Source organism: Pseudoalteromonas sp. SR44-2, assembly GCF_014163745.1.
GTDB lineage: Bacteria > Pseudomonadota > Gammaproteobacteria > Enterobacterales > Alteromonadaceae > Pseudoalteromonas > Pseudoalteromonas distincta.
Window position 1 is genome coordinate 1 of sequence record NZ_JACJDW010000034.1, and the last position, 22,830, is coordinate 22,830.

General features: G+C 40.9%; 17 protein-coding genes. 4 read left to right on the forward strand and 13 right to left on the reverse strand.

Going from position 1 to position 22,830, the window contains the following annotated elements; genetic code table 11:
- Window positions 1-258 precede the first annotated feature (258 nt).
- Window positions 259-1,137: a LysR family transcriptional regulator gene (locus H5115_RS16730; protein WP_182756395.1), complete on the reverse strand. Its 879-nt coding sequence runs from the start codon at window positions 1,135-1,137 to the stop codon at window positions 259-261.
- Between the two features lie 121 nt (window positions 1,138-1,258).
- On the opposite strand from H5115_RS16730, the gene H5115_RS16735 reads away from it, so the two are divergent.
- Window positions 1,259-2,323, forward strand: a complete 1,065-nt coding sequence (locus H5115_RS16735; RefSeq protein WP_182756397.1) for a YeiH family protein — start codon at window positions 1,259-1,261, stop codon at window positions 2,321-2,323.
- Window positions 2,324-2,352: 29 nt separating this feature from the next.
- On the opposite strand, the gene H5115_RS16740 is transcribed toward H5115_RS16735, so the two are convergent.
- Together H5115_RS16740 and H5115_RS16745 are read right to left on the reverse strand one after the other, a co-directional pair.
- Window positions 2,353-3,660, reverse strand: a complete 1,308-nt coding sequence (locus tag H5115_RS16740; RefSeq protein ID WP_182756399.1) for a DASH family cryptochrome — start codon at window positions 3,658-3,660, stop codon at window positions 2,353-2,355.
- A 119-nt stretch (window positions 3,661-3,779) separates the two neighbouring features.
- The gene (locus H5115_RS16745) at window positions 3,780-5,507 is read right to left on the reverse strand and encodes a DUF885 family protein (protein WP_182756401.1); all 1,728 of its coding nucleotides are present in this window, start codon (window positions 5,505-5,507) and stop codon (window positions 3,780-3,782) included.
- A 228-nt stretch (window positions 5,508-5,735) separates the two neighbouring features.
- Between H5115_RS16745 and H5115_RS16750 the strand changes: the two genes are divergently transcribed.
- Window positions 5,736-6,323 (forward strand): DUF4202 domain-containing protein, encoded by a 588-nt coding sequence (locus H5115_RS16750; RefSeq protein WP_182756403.1) that lies wholly within the window; start codon window positions 5,736-5,738, stop codon window positions 6,321-6,323.
- 39 nt (window positions 6,324-6,362) lie between these two features.
- A complete protein-coding gene (locus H5115_RS16755) occupies window positions 6,363-6,866 on the forward strand; it encodes a zf-TFIIB domain-containing protein (RefSeq protein WP_182756405.1) in 504 nt (167 codons plus the stop codon).
- A 79-nt stretch (window positions 6,867-6,945) separates the two neighbouring features.
- On the opposite strand, the gene der is transcribed toward H5115_RS16755, so the two are convergent.
- From der to ndk, 9 genes are all read right to left on the reverse strand, one after another.
- The gene (gene der / locus H5115_RS16760; RefSeq protein ID WP_024597862.1) at window positions 6,946-8,412 is read right to left on the reverse strand and encodes a ribosome biogenesis GTPase Der; all 1,467 of its coding nucleotides are present in this window, start codon (window positions 8,410-8,412) and stop codon (window positions 6,946-6,948) included.
- A 74-nt stretch (window positions 8,413-8,486) separates the two neighbouring features.
- Complete coding sequence (gene bamB, locus H5115_RS16765) at window positions 8,487-9,665, reverse strand: outer membrane protein assembly factor BamB (RefSeq protein WP_002961301.1); 1,179 nt, start codon at window positions 9,663-9,665, stop codon at window positions 8,487-8,489.
- 10 nt (window positions 9,666-9,675) lie between these two features.
- Window positions 9,676-10,296: a tetratricopeptide repeat protein gene (locus H5115_RS16770; RefSeq protein WP_002961300.1), complete on the reverse strand. Its 621-nt coding sequence runs from the start codon at window positions 10,294-10,296 to the stop codon at window positions 9,676-9,678.
- Between the two features lie 19 nt (window positions 10,297-10,315).
- The gene (gene hisS / locus H5115_RS16775; protein ID WP_182681833.1) at window positions 10,316-11,596 is read right to left on the reverse strand and encodes a histidine--tRNA ligase; all 1,281 of its coding nucleotides are present in this window, start codon (window positions 11,594-11,596) and stop codon (window positions 10,316-10,318) included.
- Between the two features lie 136 nt (window positions 11,597-11,732).
- A complete protein-coding gene (ispG, locus tag H5115_RS16780) occupies window positions 11,733-12,851 on the reverse strand; it encodes a flavodoxin-dependent (E)-4-hydroxy-3-methylbut-2-enyl-diphosphate synthase (RefSeq protein ID WP_182756407.1) in 1,119 nt (372 codons plus the stop codon).
- A gap of 5 nt (window positions 12,852-12,856) precedes the next feature.
- The gene (locus H5115_RS16785; RefSeq protein ID WP_182756409.1) at window positions 12,857-13,723 is read right to left on the reverse strand and encodes a RodZ domain-containing protein; all 867 of its coding nucleotides are present in this window, start codon (window positions 13,721-13,723) and stop codon (window positions 12,857-12,859) included.
- Window positions 13,720-15,558, reverse strand: a complete 1,839-nt coding sequence (pilW, locus tag H5115_RS16790; protein WP_182756412.1) for a type IV pilus biogenesis/stability protein PilW — start codon at window positions 15,556-15,558, stop codon at window positions 13,720-13,722. The genes H5115_RS16785 and pilW overlap by 4 nt, the downstream gene beginning before the upstream one ends.
- Window positions 15,559-15,685: 127 nt before the next feature.
- The gene (locus H5115_RS16795) at window positions 15,686-16,816 is read right to left on the reverse strand and encodes a bifunctional tRNA (adenosine(37)-C2)-methyltransferase TrmG/ribosomal RNA large subunit methyltransferase RlmN (RefSeq protein WP_182756414.1); all 1,131 of its coding nucleotides are present in this window, start codon (window positions 16,814-16,816) and stop codon (window positions 15,686-15,688) included.
- 170 nt (window positions 16,817-16,986) lie between these two features.
- Complete coding sequence (gene ndk, locus H5115_RS16800) at window positions 16,987-17,418, reverse strand: nucleoside-diphosphate kinase (protein ID WP_002961288.1); 432 nt, start codon at window positions 17,416-17,418, stop codon at window positions 16,987-16,989.
- 275 nt (window positions 17,419-17,693) lie between these two features.
- Here ndk and yegQ point away from each other — a divergent pair, with 275 nt between their 5' ends.
- Window positions 17,694-19,079 carry a tRNA 5-hydroxyuridine modification protein YegQ gene (gene yegQ / locus H5115_RS16805; RefSeq protein WP_182756416.1) on the forward strand — a complete coding sequence of 462 codons (1,386 nt, stop codon included), beginning with the start codon at window positions 17,694-17,696 and terminating at the stop codon, window positions 19,077-19,079.
- Window positions 19,080-19,362: 283 nt separating this feature from the next.
- On the opposite strand, the gene H5115_RS16810 is transcribed toward yegQ, so the two are convergent.
- Window positions 19,363-22,815, reverse strand: a complete 3,453-nt coding sequence (locus H5115_RS16810; RefSeq protein ID WP_182756418.1) for a hypothetical protein — start codon at window positions 22,813-22,815, stop codon at window positions 19,363-19,365.
- Window positions 22,816-22,830: the final 15 nt, after the last annotated feature.

Consider the following 22,830-nt stretch of genomic DNA (forward strand, 5'->3'; position numbering starts at 1 on the left):
TATATCAACGGATATTACAACAATGTTAGACCACATCATTATAATGCAGGTTTAGCACCAAATGAATCTGAGGTTAGATACCAAGATTCTAAAACTGTGGCCAAAATTAGTTGACCACTACAAACACACTTGTATCGAAAAACTCGAGGAACTTTCTATATGAATATCAAATCTGATTTAATACATCTTAAGTCAATAGCGTTCGCAATTGGCACATACGTAGCATACATATAACGATTAAATTTACGCATATAAACATTATTCACTAAACAAGCTTTTTTCGAACGCTTGCGCAGCGTGTGAAGACGGTCTGTCTTTATAATGCAGTTGATAAAGTGGCCGAGAGAGTTGCTCGTTATTTTTTTGGCTCAGGCGTGTTAATTTACCTAGCTGCACTAAATCCTCAGTGACTACATTTGGCAATAAAGCGACTCCCATACCTTGAGCAACAGCTCTTGCTATGGCTTCGTTGCTGCCCAATTGCATACTGCGCTCAGCCTGTACGCCATGCTCTGCTAATAACTTTACAGACATTTCTAACGTGCCAGAGCCTGGCTCGCGTAATAACCAAAACTGCTCGTTTAACCATGCTTTTAAGTCTTTAGTGGGCTTAAAGTTGCTCGGTATAACGATACTCATTAAATCGTTTTGCCAGTGCTTACTTATTATATGCTGCTCGGTAGGTGTGCCTTCAACCAGAGCTAAATCTATAGTGCATTCTAGCAATGCGTGCTCAATTTGCGCGGTATTAGCCACTTGTACTTCTACTTTTATATGTGGGTACTGCGCGCAAAACTTAGCTAAATAGGGCGGTAGCCAATAGCTGGCAATGGTTGTACTAGTGCCTATAACGAGTGTGCCGCGCTTAAGCCCTGTGCGTGATTTAATATCTTCAATGGCGGCTTTTTCAATGGCAAAAATGCTACGTGCATGATCATACAAGGCTTGGCCGCCCTCGCTTAAGGTAAGTTTTTTGCCTTTAGATGCACGCTCTATAAGTTGAATATTTAATTGGTGCTCAAGCTCTTTTAGCGCTTTAGATACAGCGGGTTGGCTTATAAAAAGCGCCTCGGCTGCGCCTGAAAAACTGCCAAGCTTTGCTACCGTATAAAACACCCTAAGTGCATGCAAGTTCATTATGCCTCTCAAATCACATAACTTTAAGTTATCGAATCATGATTTTAATGTATTGGAGTTATATTTTGCGCTTTCTTAAAATGAAGTCAACAGTTTAACGTTGTTCAATCGAGAGAATATTATGCTTAGCGCTATTAAAAATTTGGGTATTAATACTAAGCAATACGGCGATACGCGCTGGTGGTTAGGTATGCTGCTGGTGGCTGTTTTGGCGGGAGCATCTGTTGCATTAAGTAAGTTACCCATAATGCAAAGTGCGCAATTTAGCTCTTTAACGATTGGTATTGTGCTTGGCATTATTGTGGGTAACAGTGTGTTTTCGCGCCTTGCTACGCAAACCGATGTTGGTGTTGATTACGCTAAAAGTATATTGCTTAAAGCGGGGGTTGTGTTGTTTGGGTTTAGAATTACCTTTGCGCAAGTAGCGGGCGTAGGCTGGGAAGGCTTATTAACCGATGTTGTAATGCTGTTAGGCACATTTATTTTGGCAGTGCAGCTAGGTAAGCGCGTATTTAAGCTTGATGAACAAACAACCATATTAATTGGCGCGGGTAGTTCTATTTGTGGTGCCGCTGCGGTTATGGCAACTGAGCCTGTAATAAAAGCGCAGGCGCATAAAGTATCGGTAGCTGTAGCAACGGTGGTGGTGTTTGGCACGTTAAGCATGTTTGCCTACCCAATCATGTTTGATTACATGGGGCTGAGTGAACACGCTTACGGTATTTTTGTAGGCTCAACTATTCATGAAGTAGCGCAAGTGGTTGCAGCGGGCACTGCTGTAAGCGCCAATGCTGCAGATACCGCCGTTATAGAAAAAATGCTAAGGGTGATGATGCTTGCACCATTTTTAGTGGGCTTATCGTTTTGGCAAAGTAAAAAGCATGCAAATATAAACGCGCCTGGCGGCGAGCAAAAAGCGGGTATTACAATCCCTTGGTTTGCGGTGTTATTTATTGTGGCAAGTGGTGTACATTCGCTATCAGTTATTCCTCAAGTGGCTACAAGCGCAGTTGTTTGGTTTGATAATATATTGCTCACCATTGCCATGGTCGCACTTGGGCTGCGTACACATGTTGGTGCTATTCGCCAAGCAGGTATTAAACCACTGTTACTGGCGCTGTGTTTATTTTTGTTTTTAACATTGGGTGGTTACGTTATTAATATAGGCATTGCTGAGCTGTTTTAAACGTTACTTGGTAAAAGTTGATTGGTGGCTTAAATAGGCCAATCAACTTCGTTTAAGGTATCCAGCTGCGTGCTGGTATTTTCATTGCCTTGCCATTTATTAGTGTAAACAGCGTGCGTGTCAAACTGTAACGTTTGTTTTTCAATATTAAAGTGCCTACCACCACGCGGATCTACGCCTACACCTGCTATATATTGCCAATTACCCCAATTAGCGGCTACATCGTAATCAATCAGTTGCTGTTCAAAATAAGCTGCGCCGTATCGCCAATCAAGGCCAAGCTCGTTTACTAAGCAGCTTGCTGCAATTTGCCTTGCTCTATTTGATATATAACCCGTAGCATTAAGCTCATTCATAATGGCATTGACTAATGGGTAGGGTGTTGAGCCATTACACCACGTAGCAAAGCGGTTTGGCATAAATGTAGTAAGGGGTTTTGTTTGCTTTTGGCCTTTAAAGCTAAACAGGCTTTTACCTGCCTTAAGTGCATGCCATTTAAAATACTCTCGCCATAGCAATTCAAATTTAATCCAGTAAGTAGACTCGTTTGTTATTTGACTATGTTCGTACGCCTCAACTGCTTTATAAACTTGCCGCGCACTTACACAACCTAAAGCAAGCCAGGTACTAAATTTTGTGGTGTTATTAAAGCCATCAAGCTCGTTTCGAGTTATTTTATAAGTACTTGGTAGTAAAGCTGAAAAGTATTGCTTTAAATGTGTTTGCGCACTTTTAAACCCGCCATGCATTACGCCATTATTTGCTATACGCTCTAAAGGTTTTTTAGCGCACAAGGTTATTGGCTGAGGGAGCAAACCGTTTGGTAATGTTGAAAGTGAAATGGGGCTAGTGGCGGCCTCTACCTTTTTACGAAACGGGGTAAAGTGTTTAGGTAATTCGCTTAAATCAAACGGTAGGTCACTTTGTTTAAAGAGCGTGTCTTGCTGCGCTCCTGTAAATTTAGTATTAGGGCAATGTGCTTTGAGTAAGTTTATTTGGCGTTGCTCGTACAGGCCAAATTGCTCGCTGTATACAACTTCATCAATATTTTGCTCATTAATACGCGCTTTCAAAAGCGATACAGGTTCGCCTTCAAGTACATGCAGTGTTTGCCCGCGCTCAATAAGTGCTTGTTGGAGTTCATACAAGCTTTGCATTAAAAACTGCTGTTTATGCACGCCATATGGCTTTTGTTGATAGTTATTATTTTTAAACCAGTGCGGGTTTATAACAAATACAATATCGAGCGCGCATTGCTCAGTAGCAAGTTCGCTTAAAATAGGGTTGTCGTCTATTCGTAAATCGTTTTGTAGCCAATATAAAATGCGTTTGCTCATAGGTTTACTCAGGTTTTTGTAATCATTAACTTTACGAAGCAAAAGCGGGTAGGGATTAGTTTTGAGGTGTTTAAGAGGGTTTTAAAAAGAGGCGGCAAATAATACCGCCTCCTTGAATGTTAAATAGCCGATTTTTGTTTTGCTATCCAATCGTTTATTACGTCTTCTAATACTTCCATAGGCAGCGAGCCTTGACCGATTACGGTGTCGTGAAAGCTGCGAATATCGAACTTAGCACCTAGTTCTTTTTCCGCTTTTGCACGCAGTTCGCGTATTTTTATTTCGCCCATTTTGTACGAAAGCGCTTGGCCTGGCCATGATATATAACGATCTATTTGATCCTCCACCGCACTTTGTGGCAAAGCAGTGTGATCTGCCAAGTAGTCAATAGCCTTTTGGCGGCTCCAACCAAAGGCATGAATGCCGGTATCAACAACAAGTCTTACTGCACGCCACATTTCGTAGCCTAAACGACCAAAGTCGCTGTACGGGCTTTGATAAAAGTCGGCTTCTTTACCTAAGCGCTCTGTGTATAGTGCCCAACCTTCGCCAAATGCAGAGTGGCTAAGTGTGCGTCTAAATTCGGGTACATTTAACTCCATAGCAATAGCGTTTTGTAAATGATGCCCTGGTATTGCCTCATGTAAGCTAAGTGCTTCTAAATTATATAAAGGCTGTAGTTTAGGTGTTGAGGCTAAAAAATAAGTGCCAGGGGAGCGGTTATCAGCAGGTGGCATATAAAACGCGCCACGACTCGCTGAGCCTTTAATAGTAAAGGTATTTCGCGGTAAATGATTAAAGTAGGTTGGTAATTTACCATACACTTTTTGCGTTATAAAAGCGGTTTTTTCTAGCAGGTCTTGCGCGTCTGTTGCGTAAAATTGCTCATCGGTCGCTAAAAATTCTAAAAAATCGCTGTATGTGCCATCAAAACCTACTTTATCAATAATGTTTTGCATTTGCGTTTTTATACGCGCGACTTCTTTAAGGCCTAGTTCGTGTATTTGCTTTGGTGTGGCATTGGTTGTGGTGTAGTAATTAACTGTGTATTTGTAATACTCAAGCCCGCCTTTAACGCTTGCAATACCCGGCTGTGCTCTACAGTTAGGCATGTAATCGTTTTCAAAAAAGTCGTAAAAGTGCTGATAAGCAGGGACTACTTTTGAGCTGATTAAGGCCTTTGCTTTATTTTGGTATGTGGCTTTTTGCTCTGCTGTAAACGTGTTTGGTATACGTGTAAAGGGCTCGTAAAGGGCACTGTTTTCAGGTTGCTTAACAATATGCGCGCTAATGCTTTGGCTGTAATTTTCAAAGGTTTTGCAGTAATGAGTAAAGCCTGTTTTTATACCTTCTTTCATTAAATCAATATTTTGCTGATTAAATCGAGGGTAGTCGGCAAGGCTGATTAAAAATGCGTTGTAATCGTCGGGTGTTAAAAATGCCATGTTAGCCGGTGCTTCGGCAAAATAAGTATGCCAGCCACTTAAAAAATTAACCGGAAAATACTTATCTTGATAAAGGTAGCTTTGCTGCTCGGTTTCTCGCTCATATTTAAATAAGCGGTAGTTCATTAGCTGCTCGTTGTTGAGCGTTTTTGGGTCAATGCTGGCTAAGCTTTTTAGTACGCTGTTGTTATAGGCTTGGCGCTTTGCAATGGCTTGCTCGCTCCAATTTGGCAATGTACCGTTTGGCTTCCAGCCGTCTGGGTCGGTACGAAAAAAAATTTTTTCAGCTTTGGCGTTTTGCCAGTGGTTATCAATAATGGTTTTTAAATCACTGTTACTGTCGGCAAGGCTTGGTAGCGATGTAACAGCTAAGCAAATAGCTAAAATACTTTTTTTAAACATATTATTCTCATTTTTAGCGCGTTGATTTTTATTAGTTTACGCACATATGTTATTTTTGTTTCTAAGATAATAACAAGTTAATTTAATCAATGCGCTTACTTTTATAACCTGTACTTCTTAGTATAACTTTTTGATTGAACAAATTTCACTGCGTAACTGAGTGACACACTAGTTTATTGTTTTACCAGCGTTTAGAATGATTAAAACTTATTATAAAAAATGACCGTCATGTTTAATAAAGTAATCGCCTTAATTGATGAAGCAAACAACCAAGACCCTAACAGTGAGCAACTTAATGGGGAGAGTGTTCCTAAAGAGTATTTATACTCACAGCGTATGAGCAACATGCTTAGCCGATTTAAACCCGATGCCGATGAACTCATGCAAATTGCAGTGCGTGCACAGCATATTCAGCGTTGGAAGTCGCCACGTAGTGACTTTGAAATGAACAAACAGGGCTATCATCAGTGGCGCAGTGCACTTTATATATTTCATGCAAGTAGTGTTGTTGCACTTATGCAGCAAGTTGGGTACAGCGATGTTGAGCAAAACCGAGTGTACAATGCAGTCGCTAAAAAAAATATTAAACGTAATCCAGACAGCCAATTAGTAGAAGACGTAGCAAGCCTTGTATTTATTGAGCATTACATGCTTGGGTTTGCTAATGCAAAGCCAGATTACAATGAAGAAAAATGGATTGGGATTATTCGCCGTACATGGCAAAAAATGTCAGATGAAGCGCATGAGTTTGTACTTGCAGGTAATATTACATTGCCAGAGCCGCTTGTTGGGCTTATTCACAAAGCGCTTGAGTAAAGTAGTGTAAGTTAAGTATTAAAATAAAAGGATTTTAGAATGTTATGCCCACGCACAAATACCTCTCTTGAGCCGTTATTAATTGGCGGTATTACTGTTTTTACGTCAGCGCAAGGCGGCGTATTTTTTGATAACAGCCAAATTTTTAAATTTAGCTCACCAGAGTTAAAGCATGGTCAGGTGTTACTTAAGTATTTGAGTAATTACATTGAAGGTGAGGGCGATGTATCATCGCGAGTAAACTGCCCTAAATGCACAAGTATAGTAATGATGCGCCGGTATTTTTCGCCGCTTAAAGTGGTTGAAATAGACGAATGCCCAGGTTGTGCAGGCATATGGCTTGATAGCGGCGAGCTGGCAAAAATACACGAAAACCATTTAACCCCCCGAGAGCGAAAGCTGTTAGCTCACGAAATGGCAACCAATCATGGGTTTATAACTATTAAATCGCCTGCGTCTAGGTTTATGCCAACTAATAAAAATAAAAGTGCGCATGAAACCACGGTTGAGAACTTGGTGCGCTTAGCTTTACTTGGCTTGTAACTCTTAATAACGTATTAAAACAAAAACGGCGTACTAAAAAGTACGCCGTTTTTTTTAAATAAATTAACGCTTATGCATTTTATTTATTACGGTTTTCTTTTGCAAAGGCACGTATTTTACGTTTTTGCGAAAGCGTTACTTTATTAGTACGCCCTGCAAATGGGTTATCACCTTCTCTAAATTCAATTTTGATTGGGGTGCCCATAATTTTAAGTGCTTTACGGTAATAGTTCATCAGGTAGCGTTTGTAGCTATCTGGTAAATCGTGAACTTGGTTACCATGAATTACAATACGTGGAGGGTTATAACCACCGGCATGCGCATATTTAAGCTTAACACGACGACCACGAACAAGTGGCGGCTGGTGATCAGCCTGTGCCATATCCATAATACGGCGAAGCATTGCGGTGCTAATACGCTTAGTTGCTGACTCGTACGCTTCATCAACTGATTCAAATAAATGACCAACACCTGTACCGTGAAGTGCAGATATAAAGTGTAAGCGTGCAAAGTCAATAAAGCCTAAACGGCGATCAAGCTCTGTTTTAATACGATCTTTAACGTAGTCGTCAAGGCCATCCCATTTATTAACGGCAATAACCAGTGAACGACCTGAGTTAAGCGCAAAACCTAATAAGCTTAAGTCTTGATCAGAAATACCATCGCGCGCATCCACAACAAGTAAAACCACGTTACAATCTTCGATTGCTTGTAATGTTTTAATTACTGAGAACTTTTCAACTACGTCACTTACTTTTTTACGCTTACGAACACCGGCTGTGTCAATTAACACATACTCTTTGTCGTTACGCGTCATTGGAATATAAATAGAATCGCGCGTTGTACCAGGCATATCATATACAATTACACGATCTTCACCCAATATACGGTTTGTAAGTGTTGACTTACCAACGTTAGGGCGACCAATAATAGCAAGCTTTACAGGTTTGTCTGCAAACGCTTGATGATCAGTATCATCACCTTCGCCTTCTTCGTAAAGATCGATTAATTCTTCGTCATCACCTGTTACTTCTTCATCTTGAGCAGCTAGTTCAGCAATAAGCGGCTGAAGTGTTTGTTCAAGTAATAGGGTAATACCACGGCCATGTGCAGCTGCAATGTGATGTATTTCACCTAATGATAATTGGTAAAATTCAGCACAGTTTGAATCTGCATCAATGCCATCGGTTTTATTGGCAACAACAAAGCACTTTTTCTCTTGTTTACGCAAGTGATTAGCAATGGCTTGGTCAGCTACGGTCATACCTACACGAGCATCTACTAAAAACAGAACAATGTCGGCTTCTTCAATGGCTAGCAGAGATTGATCTGCCATTTCGATTTCGATGCCTTCTTCTGAGCCATCAATACCGCCCGTGTCTACCACGATAAATTCATAGCCATCGTAACTAGCTTGGCCATATTTTCTATCTCGTGTTAAACCTGGAAAATCGGCTACGAGTGCATCACGAGTACGTGTTAAACGGTTAAATAATGTGGACTTGCCCACATTGGGTCGCCCAACTAGAGCGATCACGGGAAGCATAAACTACCTCTTTAAAAAACAACAAAAGGCTTCGCAGTGCGAAGCCTTAAAAAAACCATATGACTATTAGTAACTTAGTTTGGTATTTTTACCATACTAACTTCACCATCACGGGTGTATAAAATTAGCTTATCGTCGGCAACAACTGGCTCAACAAAAAAGCCTGAGCTGTCAAAGTCTTCTCGAGATACTAGCTCGCCAGTTTCTTTATTTAGCCAATGTAGGTTACCTTCTTGGTCACCTAAAGCTAAGTGGCTACCTGCAACTGCAGGGCCTGTTAGGTACCAACCACGTAGAGCGGGTTGGCTCCAACGTTCAATACCTGAATTTTTATCTAATGCGTAAATAACACCATCGCTATCTACTAAATAAATTGTTTGTGCATCCATCGCAATTTCGCGATAGCTGCTGTACTCACGTTTCCACACTACGTTGCCAGAGCGAATATCTACAGCAGCTAAGTTGCCGTTGTAAGCTATAGCGTAAGCGTATGGACCGCTAATAAGTGGTTGAGTGTCTACGTCAACTAGGCGTTCAAATTCTGATGCGCCTTTTGCAACCGCAATTTCTGCGCTCCATGCTGAGTAACCGCTGTCTGAAATTAAAACGCTTAGCTTGCCTGTTTCAAGGCCTACTAATACACCACCGTTAGCAACAGTTGGCGAGCTTTGTCCGCGTAATGTTAGTGGTGGAACTTCTTGTTCAAAACTCCAACGCTCTTCGCCCGTATCTGGGTGAAGGGCTAACAATTTACCAGAGCCTAAATTTACAAATATTAAGCCATCGCCTGCTGTTGGTTTAGACAGTGATTCGCCTGGTACATTTTTACGCCAAACTTCTTCACCGGTTTCGCGATCTAGGGCAATAATAAAGCCGTGTTCAGAACCTATATAAATTTTACCATAGGCTTGCAAAATACCACCTGATAATTTTGCATTACCGTTGTCAGCCCATGGCCAAAACGATAAATCTTGGCGTACATCGGTTTCCCACTTGGTATCGCCGTTAGTAAGCGAAAGCGCTTCTACTTGGCCTTCGCGGCTAGCAACATATACAGTATCTTTGTAAACAGCTGGTGTTAAACGAGAAAAGTAATGCTCTACGCCATCACCTACAGATTCTTGCCAAACAACGTCAGTTTCAAATTGGTTTACAATTTCAGGAAGTACTAGTTCATCTTCATCATCACTTGATGAACAACCCATTAGTGTTGCCATACATAGGGCAAGGGCTGCTGTTGTAAATTTTTTCATACCTAAAACCTTATGCCGCTGGGCTAGTTACTGCTAGGTCATCTAACTTAATTTGTAATAGTGGGTTACTTGTTAATCCACCCGCATCTATTGCTGCTTGGTATGCAGTACGTGCTTGATCTTTGTTACCTTGCTGTGTGTAAATGTCGCCTTTAAGCTCGGCAACGTTTGCATTGAATGCTTCAGGTAATGGTGCATTTAATGTAGTTAATGCATCGTCATAGTTAGTTTGTGCAATTTGAATTCGCGCTAAACGTGTAATCGCAATTGCTTTTAATTCTGTATTTTCAGTATTAGACACTATCCAGCTTAACTTTTCGCTTGCTACGTCTAATTTTTTTGCCTCTACAGCGTCTTTTGCAGCAACAAATGCAGCAAGTGTTGCGTAGTTTGTATCTTTATTTTCGCTAATAAACGCATCAGCTGAAGATAATACATCATCACTTTCAACAAGCGCTGTATATGAATCTGATGCTTTTTCAGCGGTAGTAATTTGATTTTGGTTATATGCTTTCCAGCCATATAAGCCACCAAGGCCAACAAGTATGCCTAGTGCAAGTGAAATGCCGTTTTCACGGAAAAAGCGTTTAATGGCTTCTGCTTGTTGTTCTTCTGTTGAATAAATATCCATTCTTACCTCTAATGTTCGCTTAGCCGTTAATAAGCTCAGCTAATAGCGCTTTAGCTTGTTCTAATTCTAATGTGACTTGTTCTTTACGCTCGCGCAAATACTTGATGGTCACAACGCCTTTTTCTAATTCATCTTCACCAATAATCACTGCAACAAGTGCATCGCTTTTATCAGCACGTTTTAATTGTTTTTTAAAGTTGCCGCCGCCCGCATGCACCATAACGCGTAAACCTGGTACGTCTTTACGTAGTTGCGCTGCAATTGCAGGAGCTTGAATGCTTGCTTTGTCGCCCATTGCTGCTAAATATACATCAGCATTACGACGAATGTCACCTACACACTCAAGCGCTTGTAGTAATAACACTAAGCGCTCTAGACCCATTGCAAAACCAACAGCTGGCGTTGCTTTGCCGCCAAGCTGTTCAACTAAGCCGTCGTAACGACCGCCAGCACATACTGTGCCTTGTGCGCCTAAGCTGTCGGTTACCCATTCAAATACGGTACGGTTGTAGTAGTCTAAACCACGTACTAACTTTTCATTAACCGTATATGAGACGCCAGCAGCGTCTAAACGTTCACATAAATTTTCAAAATGTTCTTTTGATTCAGCGTCTAAGTTTTCAGATAGTTTAGGCGCATCAGTTAAAATTGCTTGTACGTCTGGGTTTTTGCTATCAAGTACGCGTAATGGGTTTGAATACATACGACGTTTTGAGTCTTCATCAAGCACATTAATGTGTTGCTCAAGGTAGGCTACTAACGCATCACGGTAATCTGCACGCGCTTCGTTAGATCCTAAAGAATTTAGCTCTAAACGAACGTGGTCAGCAATACCAAAGGCTTCCCATAGTTGCGCTGTTAATAAAATAACTTCTGCGTCTATATCGGCTGTGGCAATACCAAATGTTTCTAACCCAAATTGGTGAAACTGACGGTAACGACCTTTTTGCGGACGCTCGTGACGAAACATTGGACCCATGTACCAAAGGCGTTGTTCTTGGTTATATAGTAAGCCATTTTGGTTGCCAGCACGTACGCATACTGCGGTGCCTTCTGGGCGAAGTGTTAATAAGTCGCCATTGCGATCGGCAAAGGTGTACATTTCTTTTTCTACTATATCGGTAACTTCACCAATAGAGCGTTTAAATAAGTCGGTTGATTCTACAATAGGAAAACGAATTTCTTGATAACCGAACGATGCTACTGTCTCGCGTAAAATGCTTTCTACTTTCTGCCAAACTTGTGTATCGCCCGGCAGACAATCGTTCATACCGCGAACTGCCTGAATTTGTTTTGCCACTGATAAATCCTAAATGCTGTTTATGTGTAATAAAAAATGCTTACACAACAAGAATGCTAAAAATTGACCTGACATTATAGCGTTTTAGCCATAAAGGTAAACGCCAAACACCGCTGTTTGGCGCTTTATACGGTATTTATTCGACTATTTTAACGTCGATAGGTGTTTGCTGCTCTTTTTGAGCAATGAAGTCGCGCACGTAACCTTCAAGCTGGTCAACAATGTTGTTGTTATCAATGCGCGCTTTTTGGCGTTCGCCATTAATGTATAAGCCAGAGCGACGGTTTGCACCGGCAAGGCCTATATCACTAACGAGTGCTTCACCTGGGCCGTTTACAACACAGCCAATTACCGAAACCGATACAGGCTCAATAATATCTTCAAGGCGCTCTTCAAGCTGGTTCATGGTGCTTACTACATCAAATTCTTGACGAGAACAGCTTGGGCAGGCAATAAAGTTAATTCCGCGCGAACGTATGCGCAGCGATTTTAAAATATCAAAACCTACTTTAATTTCTTGAACAGGGTCAGCTGCAAGAGACACTCGCAGTGTATCGCCAATACCTTCGGCAAGTAGCATACCTAAACCTACGGCTGATTTAACCGAGCCAGATCGCATGCCGCCCGCTTCGGTAATACCCAAATGCAGTGGTTGGTCTATTTCTTTAGCGAGTAAGCGATAGGCGCCTACCGCTAAAAATACGTCTGATGCTTTTACCGATATTTTAAATTGGTCAAAATCAAGGCGGCGTAATATATCTACATGGCGCATTGCTGATTCTAATAAGGCTTCAGGTGTAGGCTCGCCGTATTTTTCTTGTAAGTCGCGCTCAAGTGAGCCGCCATTTACACCAATACGAATAGGAATGTTATGCTCGCGAGCCGAATCGACCACAGCTCTTATACGCTCTTCGCTACCTATATTACCTGGGTTTATGCGCAGACAATCTACGCCGTACTTTGCCACTTTTAAGGCTATACGGTAATCAAAGTGAATATCGGCTACTAGCGGAATAGTCACTTGTTCTTTAATACTTTTAAACGCTTCAGCTGCGTCCATAGTCGGTACTGATACACGCACTATGTCGGCACCTGCATCTTGTATTGCCTGAATTTGTGCAACGGTTGCATCAACATCCATGGTGTCGGTGTTGGTCATTGATTGCACCGCAATAGGGGCGCCGTCACCAATAGGGACGTTACCTACATTGATACGGGTGGATTTTCTGCGTTTAATTGGGGATTCTGAAAACATAGCGACTACTCTGCTAGTGGTAATGTAAATTTGGCTAAACGGTTTTTAGGAAATGCAGAAACATCTACAGGTTCGCCGTTTAAAGTAATGTCTACAGCGTCATGCTTACCAAGCACAACTGAAAAAGGAGGCGTTCCGCTTACGGTCATAATGTAGCCTGCTTTTTTAACGCCGAATGCTATTTTTTCGCCTTCGCCATCGTAAATTTCAACCCAACTTTCGCCGTTAAAGTTCATAACAATTGTACTGCTAACATCTTCTTGGCTTTCGTTATTAGATGTAATAGGAGCCGTTTCTGTAACGGCTTCTGAGCTTGTTGATGTCTCAAGCGTATCTTTTGATTCTAATAGTGATTCGTCGTTAATTTCGGCTTGTTGCTGTTGCTGTAAAATACTGGGTTGAGCTGCTTGTCGTTCACTCATTATTGAGTTGGCAACGTTTATTTTACTGGTTTGCTCTTCAATGGGGGTGGCGTTTTGCCAAAACCATAAAGCAGATGAGCCAATAACAATCGCTAAAATTAAATAACTAAAAAACATTAAACGGCTGTCGCTTGCTTCTTTTTCTGTTCGGCGCGAAAAGCTTTGCATATTAGCGGGCTTGGTCGGCTCTGGTGGAGCCGGCATCATTGCTAATATAGGTGCGCTATCGACTTTTAATTCACGGCAATAATTTTTTATATAGCCTTTAACAAAAGTGATAGGGCCTAGTAACGCAAATTCATCATTTTCAAGGCGTTTAATTTGAAGTTCAGACAGCTTTAGCGGTGCAGCGATAGTTGCGATGCTAACGTTTGCTTGCTCTCTATGATTTTTTAGTATTTGGCCTACTGTTGGCTGTTCGCTCTGTGTTTGCGTATTTTCTTCATTCATAATGTGTATGAGTCTGGATCCACTAGTAAAAGTCTGTGCCCTGGTTTTAGTGCTATATCAGGACTTAATTTATTCCATCGCATTAATTCATCAATTAATACATGCCGCTGGGTAGCTATATCGTAAAGGGAATCACCAGCTTTAATTTCGTAATAAATATTAGGATCGTTTAGGTATATTTTACTTCCATTCATTACCCGATCCGACTCTTTTAAACCATTCCATTGCAGGAGTTTTTGTAGTTTAACATTGTATCGCACCGAAATGCTAAATAGGTTTTCGCCAACAGCAATTACATGAAATGGCACGCGTAAAGGCGATACTTTAGGATTAAGCATTGGAAGCTCAGTTTTTTGCACTGCTTCGTAGCTTTTAAATTCAATATCAGCATTATTTTGATAGTTGCTGTTTTCAAAAACGGTTGTGTTTTTAGTCGCTTCGTAGAATACCACGTCACTACTGTTTTTTTGATTTGTAACTGCAGGTGCAGAATTACTGTAGTTACTAGTTTGCTGCGAATTAAACTGGCCTGTTTTAGGTGCGCCAAACGAGATTATTGTTACCTCGTCATCGGCTTTAGCCGGTTGTTTTGTCGGTATAACTTCTTTTTTAGGTTCTAAAACGGGTTGCGCTTTTTCAGGCGCTGCTACTATAGAATCTGCAGAGTCGTGCTCAGTAGTAAGTGCAAGCATAACAGCCGATGTATCGGTAGGGTTGCTTGGCGCGACGACTTTAGGAGCTTCTTCTTTTTGGGTTGTTACTTGTTTTGCTATTACGGTTGCTTCGTCGGCTTGCGTAATGAGCGTATTTTGCAATGCTTGAGTTTGCTTTTCTCTTGCTATAACTGGATTTACATCTTGGTTATTTGCTGTTGCGAGCTTTTTATCTGTTTTTTGCTCGTTGTTTGTTACCAAGCTTGTTGAACCGTCCTCTGAGGAACGCTTCTTTCTTATAACTTTTATTTTTGGTTTTGAACTAACGTGTGCGCCGTTTGCGTCATTTTTTAGTTCTTTTAACTGCGCTTTACGGTATTTTTCTCGCAGTATTTCAAACTCATTAAAACGTGTTCTTTTCTCTTTTAACGCATAGGCTTCGTTGCTGGTAGAGTAAGTTTGCAAAATAGTGTTGGAAATTTTTTCAGCTTCTTCAATTCTGCCCATTCGGTTTTTTACAAGGTAGCTAAGCATTAATGCGCGAGAAGATACTCGACCCGTACTTTCATAACGTTTTAAAAGCTCACTGGCTTTGTACAAGTCACTTTTAGCGTAGTACAGTGCGGCTAGGCTAATTAATGTGGATGTACGCTGAGAGCTGTGATTAAGTGCCTGTTGAAAGTAGCTTTCTGCATTTTCAAAATCATCAAATTCAATAGCACACAGAGCTAAATTTTCGTAGCTTTCGGCAACGCGAATATAACTTGGTACTTCAATGGCTTTTAAAAATTGATCAGTTGCACGATCGTATTCATCAATACCACATAAAAACACACCGTAGTTATTGAGGGTGTTAGGATCGTCTGGCTTGATTTCAAGTGCTTTTTGGTAGGCTTTATCAGCTAGCGGGTTTTCGCCCACTTGTTGGTAGTAATAAGCAAGAGAGTAATGTACTTCAGGTAGGTCAGGAGCAAATGCTGCTGCACGTTCTAAATTGTATTTGGCTTGAGAATTATTACCCGTTTTTAAATACTGTAGGGCTAAAGCAATTCGTGTTCGTGCTGCGCCAGTATTATTAACTTTATTTTCGACGACGGGTTTATTACTGCCGTTATAACTACTTTCGCTCACACAGCCACTTAGGGCAAGTGTTGATAGTGTTATAGCAAGTATAGATCGCATTACCTTGTCTCTTTATTTTTGTCCATAGCGTCTATATTACCTAAAAGCTTTTACGTTGCATCATTTATTTAAAAATAAACGACTTAAGTGCTCACAGGTTTAATTAACATGCGAGCACTTAATGCAATTATGCCTGATGAATATTCACGCTAATAGCGTTATCTTCGCGCATTTTCTTTTTCGCCATACGTTTAGTGCGGTCAACTACATCACCAGCTAATTGCCCACACGCTGCGTCAATATCGTCACCACGAGTACGACGAACAATACATGTAACGCCAGCGGCTTGTAATACTTTTGAAAAACGATCAATACGACTATTGCTCGAACGTGTATATTCGTTACCAGGGAATGGATTAAACGGAATTAGGTTTACCTTAGACGGTGTGCCTTTTAACGTTTGTACTAAAGCATGCGCTTGATCAGTGCTGTCGTTTACGCCATTAAGCATTACGTATTCAATTGTAACGTCTTTATTTGCTTTAGAGCCATCAATGTAACGACGACATGCTGCTAAAAACTCTTCAATAGGGTACTTTTTATTAATAGGCACTAAAATATCACGCAGTGCGTTATCTGGTGCGTGAAGTGAAATAGCAAGTGCTACGTCAATCTTCTCTTTTAATAAATCAAGTGCAGGTACTACACCCGATGTACTTAATGTTACGCGACGCTTAGATAAGCCAAAGCCCCAGTCGTCCATCATTAATTCCATAGCTGGTACTACGTTTTTAACGTTAAGTAATGGCTCGCCCATCCCCATCATTACTACGTTAGTAACAGGGCGTTTTTCGCTGTTGCCATCAAGGCCAATATCTTTAGCTACGCGCCATACTTGGCCAATAATTTCTGATACTTTTAAGTTACGGTTAAAGCCTTGTTGGGCGGTAGAACAAAACGTACATTCTAAAGCACAGCCAACTTGTGAAGATACACATAACGTTGCACGTTCTTTTTCTGGGATCCACACAGCTTCTACTTCTTGGCCGCCTTCAAGTACTAATGCGTATTTGATTGTGCCGTCGCTTGCTTGTTGGCGAACAGATATTTCTGGCGCAACAATTTCGCACTCAGCTTTAAGTTTTTCTTTAAGCTTTTTATTTACGTTGCTCATTTCGTCGAAGTTATCTACGCCAAAATGATAAATCCATTTCATCACCTGGTCGCCACGAAATGGCTTTTCACCGAACGATACAAATAGCTCGCGCATTGCATCTCGGTTTAAATCTAATAAGTTAATCTTTTTTTGCTCGGTCATGAAACAACCTCAATCGGTGACGGTGGAGATAAAAATTTACGAGGACGAATTGTACACAATTCACTCACTTTAATCATTAAGTAAAATATCAAAAAATGCACTTATGGATACTTTGCGTAATGACTAAAAAAGGGCCCGAAAGCCCTTTTCATTTTGTTAACGAATTCGAATTAACGAGTACGTGAACAAAGCTCTTCGTCAGCGAAGAAGTACGCGATTTCGCGAGCAGCAGATTCAACAGCATCAGAACCGTGAACAGCGTTTTCGTCGATGCTATCAGCGTAGTCTGCACGTAAAGTGCCAGCTAGTGCTTCAGCAGGGTTAGTAGCACCCATGATTTCACGGTTTTTAAGAACAGCGTTTTCGCCTTCAAGAACTGTAACCATTACTGGACCAGATGTCATGAAAGATACTAAAGCGCCAAAGAAAGGACGTTCGCTATGTTCTGCGTAGAAACCTTCAGCTTTCTCTTGTGAAAGGTGAACCATTTTAGCTGCAACGATCTTAAGGCCAGCAGTTTCGAAACGGTTGTAGATAGCGCCAATGTGGTTTTTAGCAACTGCATCAGGTTTTACGATTGAGAAAGTACGCTCTAAAGCCATCTTTATGCTCCAATAATTTTAAGTAAAAGTGTGAATATTAACGGGCGCGAATTATACGCGTTTTAAGTGAAAAATCCTAATTTTATTAAAAACCAGTTTGATTGCTGTTTTATGATCTCGATCAAATTTAAATTATTAGCCATATTTATACTGCTGCGCTTGTGTTTATGTATTTTTCAATAACACCAATTTCACTGGATTAATGCTTAATTTTTCAATCAAATTGGTAAAACTCATGCAACTGGTTTAAACCCAGTTCGATGTATGGAGCGCACATGTTACCCGTTATTTCTTCAATGCCTTTTATTCCTGAATTATTATGCCCCGCAGGCAGTTTAAAAAACATGCGCTACGCGTTTGCTTATGGCGCAGATGCGGTTTATGCGGGGCAGCCTCGTTATAGTTTGCGTGTGCGCAATAATGAATTTGACCTAGAGACCCTGCAAATTGGTATTAGTGAAGCGCATGCGCAAAATAAAAAGTTTTATGTGGTGTCTAATATTGCGCCGCATAACGCGAAAGTAAAATCGTATTTACGTGACATTGAACCTGTTATTGCTATGGGGCCTGATGCGCTGATTATGTCAGACCCTGGTTTAATTATGCTTGTTCGTGAAAAATGGCCTGCGATGCCAATCCACTTATCAGTACAGGCAAATGCGGTAAATTACGCGAGTGTACAATTTTGGGCAAAGCAGGGGATCGAACGGGTTATTTTATCAAGAGAGCTGTCGCTCGAAGAAATAACTGAAATACGCACACTCTGCCCAGACACCGAACTTGAAGTATTTGTACATGGCGCACTGTGTATGGCGTATTCGGGGCGTTGTTTGCTCTCTGGTTACATAAATAAGCGCGATCCAAATCAAGGCACATGTACTAATGCATGTCGCTGGGATTACGATGTAAAACCTGGTGTTGAGAACGAAACTGGCGAAATGGTACATAAAATTGACCCCAAACAGGTGATTCCTACATTGGGTGAAGGCGCGCCAAGCAACGATGTATTTATTCTAGAGGAACAAGGTCGCCCTGGTGAGTATATGCCTGCGTTTGAGGATGAACACGGCACGTATATTATGAATTCCAAAGATTTACGCGCTGTGCAATACGTAGAGCAGTTAACAAAAATGGGGGTACATAGTTTAAAAATAGAAGGGCGTACTAAGTCATTTTATTATGTGGCGCGCACTGCACAAGTTTATCGTAAAGCAATAGATGATGCGGCTTCGGGTAAACAATTTGATACTAGCTTATTTAAAACATTAGAAAACTTGGCGCATCGTGGTTATACCGAAGGGTTTTTAAAACGCCACGCCCATCAAGACTATCAAAACTACGAATACGGTCACTCTGTATCAACTAAGCAGCAATTTGTGGGTGAAGTACTTGGGCGCTGCGAAAATGGATTAGTTGAAATAGACGTTAAAAATAAATTTTGTACTGGTCACTCTTTAGAGCTTATGACACCACAAGGTAACATTACTTTTACGCTTGAATATATGGAAAACAAAAGAGGCAAAAGTATTAGCGATGCTAAAGGTTCTGGTCACATTGTAAAAATCCCGCTAGATGAGAGCATTAACTTAGATCACGCTATTTTAATGCGTAATCTTGAGGATCACCAAGATACACGTAATCCGTTTAAGCACGCTGTTTAGCTGTATTTTTAAGCTAGAAATAACTGCAGTTATAACTGATTTGATAATTTGAATGTGGTTTAATTTTTTATTGACAACAGAGGCGAGTTATTAGGCGCGAGCTAAATTGTTCAAGTACATCTGGAACTGCGTTTATTAACGTCATTAATATTGATTTTGCGTTTAAAAACTTAGCTGTAAGCAAGAGGTCAAGCAAAGCCGTTGCTAGCTTGACCCCAGTTATTTGAAGTTGGAACCTTTAAAAAACTCAGAGGCGCTAGTTACCAACCTCTGAGGTAGTTTATTAAGGTTTTGTTGCCTCAGTGAAACGCGTCATTTCACTTATATTAAGTGTGCCTTGTTTACTATAGATGCCAACTTGACGTTTATCTAAATCATAAAGTCTAAAGCTTAGTGCTCTAAAATCATTGATATATGCGGTGCCAAAGCCACTTTCTGGTTGTAAAAGAAGATCCACTGTTATGCCCTGTTTTAAATCAATTGGAACGACAACTTGTGAGTCCATTCGGCTTTCTGAAGTAGGCGCTGATTGCTCACCCACTACCGCTGGTAATGCTGCTGCTCTAAATTCATCAGCTAGAAGGTAAGCTAAGCTGTTGTCTGAGCCGTCGTCATTATGTAGATCAATAAACTGTATAAAGGCTGTTTTTCCAATGAACTCTTCAACATCCCAGGTTGCCCACTGTATGCTGAGTTTATTATTCTCATCGGGTTGCGTATCTTTACCTGATTGACTGCGTACAATTTGGCCGTCAACTACAAGCACAACTGCAGTTGCTTTTGGGTGGTCGAACTGGTTTGAACCCCCACCTATTTTGAAATTAATATATTGCTGTGAGATCACAAATGACGGGCTATCCATTGTTCCTGTTGCAGAATTTCCGATCCAGCCTAATGCTGTGCCATCTTCATCAAAGCCATCTGCAAAACTCGAGAAAACTCGTTCGCCAACATTGTTGCTTACATCGCCACCCCACCAACCTCCATCTAGCTTAGAAAAGTCTCCGGTTAGATTAGTAAAACCGTGGGCTGCTAGGGTGTTATAACCGCCGCAGCAAAATTCAAAACCAGCTATATGCTGAGTTAGATCTTCTTCACGACGGAATAAAGGTTCACCTTCTAGTTCAGGTGTGAGGGTGACGTTAGAGCTTGATTGAGAGAGTGAATCGCCGAAATAAAAAGTGGCTGTTTCTGTGGCTGTGTTTATTTCTATACTAGCCGTTTGCGTACTCTCTTCATAGGCGGGAAAGACCAGAGCAAATCGGTTGTCGGTATCGTCACTTGAAATATTAAAATGAAGACGGTTGATTTTATTGTTACTACCTAGTAGCACTTGATCACCTGGTGAAACCAATAGTGAATTATCATTATTGGTTTGTGCTGATTGGGTTTGTGTATCTTCATCTACTGGTGTAGCTAATGCGCTTAAGTACTGCTCAGGTATTGATACCGCTAGTTCTCCCGATTCAGTCATTGATATTTGATGGATTGCTAAGTCACCGCCAAAATCAGCGCGGCCTATATTCGAACGAGTATTTTTATGGGCAACCCAACCAAACATCAAGGTTTGAGTAGGGGAGCTTGCAGCTCTACCTGCATAGTAAAATTCTCCATCGAGTGAAGGGTATTTACCAGGTATCCACGAGTCTTCATTTTTTACTAAATATTTTACATCTCGCTCATGGTCATTTTGATCAGAATAAATGATTGCTTGTCCGTTATTGAAACTCACCCAATCAGGAACTTCAAAGTTAAGTGGTTTATCTGCAGTATAAATTGGCTGTTGTGCTTGCCAAGTTTTGAGATCGCTAGAAGTATAAAGAGCAATAGCTGCATCTTCGTTATAGCGGCTCGTTAATAACATCCAGTAGTTGTTAGTTTGTTCATTATAAAAGACTTCAGGATCACGAAAATCAAAGTCGCTGTATGATCCTGTACCACTGAATGTGTTATTAACTTGCTTTTCCCATTTAGTCAGCGTGTTATCTGTTGCTGTTGCATGCATAACAGCTTCGACAGGAGAAAAATCGAGGTTGTGTCCTGAGTAAAATAAATGAGCCATGTTGTCATTATCTTTAATAACACTACCAGAACCCGTCCACTGGTCTTGTGTTTGTGCATCGCCCGTCGCTTCTAGCACTCGTTGTGGAAATGTACCATTAATTAAATCCGTAGTACGCGTTAGATACCAATCATGAAATGCTGTATCAATTAAATAATAAATATAAAACTCACCGTTTAAAAATACTGGGTTAGGGTCTGCCATAGTTAATGGTAACGGTATCGAGTGTTGATTCAGTTGGGTGACGATACTTTCACTCAAAGGCTCAACGGCAGCATAATCGGATAATTTAAATTCATCTGCCATAATAAATGCCAGTGCTGCTTCGTCAGCAGTGTTATCTTGGTCAATGATTTCAATAACAGCCGTTTCACCGATTAAGCTATTAACATCCCAAGTAAACCAGTCGAGCTTATCTGATAGCCCGTTGCCTATGGCATGCCTAACTATTTTGCCATTTATTCGTAGGACAATTGCCGTTGCTTTTTCACTATCAAATGGGTTTGTACCACCGCCAATTAGAAAGTTAATATAGCTATGTGTAATTGTGAATGGTGGTGAAGATAGCGTGCCAGTGGCTTCGTTTCCAATCCAACCTAGCTGGGTCCCGTCAGCGAGGAAACCATCCGCTCTACTAGAAAAAATTCTTTCACCAACATGATTAGTGATGTCTGCAGCCCACCAACCACCATCTAATTTGGCCATATCGCCAGTCGCTCTAAAATCATGATTTGCATAGGTATTAAATTTACCGCAACAGAATTCAAATCCCGCAATATTCTGTTCTGCATTTGACACGCGAGAAAATGCGGTTTGACCCGTACTCGCAGGCGCGGTGGTTGTTTGTATAGCCTTTATTAATTTACTATTTTGACTAGGCACTTTGGCTGCACTGTCAGCTTGGCGAATTTCGTCGACTAATAAATAAGGTAAGTCAGTATCTGAATTATCATCAGAGTGATGATCAATAAATTTAATTTGCGCTTCTTGAGAGCTAAATTCGCTAACATCCCATGTTTGCCAGTCAACTTGCATAGCAGCATTGGTTCCACTTGCTTGACGGACTATCTTATTATCAATTAAAAGCGCAATTGCAGTTGTATTAGCGTCTGTTACACCATTATTACCACCACCAATTAAAAAATTGATATAGTTTGCCTGAATTGTAAATTTAGGACTGAGCATTGAGCCTGTTGCAGCAAAGCCTAATTGACCAAGAGCTTCCCCCTCTAGATCAAACCCATCCGCAAAGCTTGAAAATACGCGTTCTCCTAAATGGCCTGAGATATCTGCAGCCCAAAAGCCACCATCAAACTTAGAAAAATCACCAGTTAATTGTTCAAATCCGTGAATCTGAAAGGTGTTATTTCCACCACAACAAAATTCAAAGCCAGACAGTGCTTGCTCAGAATTTTCTGGGTTGATAAATAATGGCTGACCTTCGCTTTCAGGGTTGGAAGTTATTGGAATGTCATCTGTATTCGCCTCGTCATCGCTATCATTTTCATTTTTATTTATGACGTCATCTACAGTTTGTCCATCTTCAAGAATGATGAGTGCATAATCATCTTCTTGTTGGGTTTTGTTATCACCAGAGCAGGCTGCCGTTAAAGATATAAGTACCGCGAGCCCCGTTTTTTTCCAGCAAAATGCTATGTCTTGCTTTGTTTTCATGCTTATTCCTCCACA